This is a genomic window from Cyanobacteriota bacterium (assembly GCA_025054735.1).
Lineage (GTDB): Bacteria > Cyanobacteriota > Cyanobacteriia > SKYG9 > SKYG9 > SKYG9.
Window position 1 is genome coordinate 1 of record JANWZG010000475.1, and the last position, 2,659, is coordinate 2,659.

General features: G+C 48.6%; 3 protein-coding genes. 2 read left to right on the forward strand and 1 reads right to left on the reverse strand.

From position 1 onward, the window contains the following. On the forward strand, window positions 1-748 hold a 748-nt coding region (locus NZ772_17000; GenBank protein ID MCS6815254.1), incomplete at its 5' end, for a HAMP domain-containing histidine kinase. Window positions 749-846: 98 nt separating this feature from the next. Beyond that, window positions 847-1,947: an aminotransferase class V-fold PLP-dependent enzyme gene (locus tag NZ772_17005; GenBank protein ID MCS6815255.1), complete on the forward strand. Its 1,101-nt coding sequence runs from the start codon at window positions 847-849 to the stop codon at window positions 1,945-1,947. 122 nt (window positions 1,948-2,069) lie between these two features. On the opposite strand, the gene rpiA is transcribed toward NZ772_17005, so the two are convergent. After that, window positions 2,070-2,659, reverse strand: a 590-nt coding sequence (rpiA, locus tag NZ772_17010) for a ribose-5-phosphate isomerase RpiA (protein MCS6815256.1), incomplete at its 5' end; no start/stop codon positions are given.

Below are 2,659 nucleotides of genomic sequence, written 5' to 3' on the forward strand. Positions count from 1 at the left end.
GGCAACCGTCGAGCAAAAGGCACAAAATCGCCTAGAAGAACTCTGCAAGAGCATCACTCTGGCACTACCCCATGAATTCCGTACTCCCCTCAATGGCATTATCAGTAGCTCTGAATTGTTAATTCAAGATTTTGCCCAAATGGATCACGCTGAAGTGATGGATATGCTAACAACTATCCACAGTTCGGCTAAGCGCCTGCACCGATTAATTCAGAACTTTTTGTTGTACTCTGAGCTGACTGCCTCTACACCAGAGCGAATAGAAGCACAGCAGCGTTCATCAACTGGCAGTAACAGCAAGGCAATTATCACAATGATAGCCCAGCAAAAGGCAGACCAATTTAATCGGCCCGACGACTTGCACCTAAATCTAGTGGATGCGATCGTCCATATATCTGACGTTAAGCTGACTAAAATTCTAGAAGAATTGCTGGACAATGCTTTTAAGTTTTCTGAACCTGAAACACCTGTGCAGGTAGTCACTAAACTCTACAACGATAAGTTGCTGGCACTCTATGTGATAGACAAGGGTCGAGGTATGACCGCTGAACAGATCAGTCGCCTAGGGGCTTACATGCAGTTCGAGCGAGATTTATATGAGCAACAGGGTGCTGGCCTAGGGTTGATGATTGTCAAGCGTCTAGCAGAGATCCACGGGGGCAGTTTGACCCTTGACAGCATCCCTAATCAACAAACAACGGTTTGTGTCACATTGCGATTACAAGAACAAGATAGTATTTCTACCTAGAAAACTTGCGGTGCTAGAAACAGTACCACTAGTTAGTATCGTGCTGACCAATGACATTATGGGGTCAATATGGTCTACTGTCGTGGTAACAAAGCCTCATGCTGACCTATCTTAATTGGGCAGGGCTAGCCCCCTTGACATGGCAAGCTTATATTCACAGCCTCTGGGCACCTGAGTTGTTGGGCAATACCCAACTGTTAAAGTGGTTCGATCGCGTGCAGGCGCTAAAAGAAACTGTTGCAGCATGGTTGGGTTGTCAGGGCCATCAAGTTGCATTTGTGCCCTCAACCAGTGCGGGCTTGATTATTGCTTCCCAGTCGATTCCCTGGCAAGTGGGTGACTTAGTGCTGTATCCTGCTAGGGACTTTCCAGCCAATGTTATGCCGTGGCAGCAGCTAACACGGTTTGGGGTAACGGCGATCGCCATCAATGACAACTACGAGTCATTTACAACCCAAGCAACCAGTGCCTGTGACCAAACCCAGCTACCCAAACTCGTAACCATCTCTACAGTAGACTTTACAACTGGTATTGAACAGCCATGGCAAGAGGTTGTGCGCATCGCCCATCAGCGCGGTATTTGGACTTGTGTGGATGCTATTCAATCGGCTGGAGTAAAACCCAGTTGGTGTCCAGAAATTGACTTTTGGTGTGCAGGGACGCAAAAATGGCTAGGAGCTGGATTGGGTTTAGCTATGCTAGTGCTGAGCCAGCGGGTGTTGGATGAGTTGACACCGCCAATGCCTACTTGGCTAGGGCTAAATCAGCCACCTAAGTTAGAGTCAGGCTTGAGTAAGACTGCACGCAGTTGGGAACTAGGCTGGGCAACTCCCCAAGCGATCGCTCGGTTTGAAACCAACCTACACCAGTTTCAGCAGATAGGATGGGAAGCTGTGTCACAAGCAGTGAAGGCACGTCGAGACTACCTCCACGAGCGGTTACTAGAAATGGGCTATCCGGTTGTGTCTTGTCCACTACGTTGGTCAGGCATTTTATCCTTTTATCCTGGTGCTGGGAAAGCAGAACCAATTGTTCACAGCGGTTACAAGCGCTGGATTATCACTGCTCAGCGGGGAGACTATGTGCGCCTGTCGCCCCACTTGTTTACCTCTTGGCGATCGTTAGCCAAAGCAGTAGATTGGCTCTGGTGGTGTAAGCTCAACTTTTCTAGCCCTGCTCCCAATTCCCCAGAGCACTGAGGATGATCACGTTTGAGGGAGAGCATATCACCTTTGCAAGCTCTCATCCCCAGCCCCTTTTCCCAAGTTGGGAGAGTGATTTAAGCTAAGAGCAAACGTGACATGCACTAGTTTGAGGCTACTTATGACTTTGGCAGCTCTCGCACGCTAGGCTCGCCATCCTTTACCTCACCTACTAGCACTTTACTGACAACACTACCCGCAAAGATGCCGTTTTCCAGTACTCCAGGAATATTGTTCAGTCTCATTTCCAGAGCCACAGCATCGGTAATATTGGCAAACTTCACATCCAGCACAAGATTGCCCTGATCAGTGACCACAGGGCCAGCTTTCTTCACGCCCATCCGCAACTCTGGTTCTCCCCCTAAGGCTTTGATGGCTCTCGTTACTGGAGTCAGGGCCATAGGCAACACTTCAACAGGTACCTTAAACAAGGTTCCTAATTGACTAGACAGTTTGCTGCTGTCTACCACAACGATAAATTCCTTGGCCAGAGAATCCACTATTTTTTCGCGCATGTGGGCAGCACCTCCCCCTTTAATCAGGTTATGGTGAGGATCTACCTCGTCGGCACCATCGATCGCCACATCAAGCGTCTCAATTTCATCCAAGGTCACTAGTGGAATTTGGTAATCTCTTGCCAGTACAGTTGCTTGAAATGACGTGGGCACACCTCGAATATTTTTAATCTCGCCAGATTGCAGCTTTTCTC

What these genes read in the sequence shown, in the direction of transcription:
- NZ772_17005 (MCS6815255.1), top strand. Translation starts at nt 847, where the DNA reads ATGCTGACCTATCTTAATTGGGCAGGGCTAGCCCCCTTGACATGGCAA.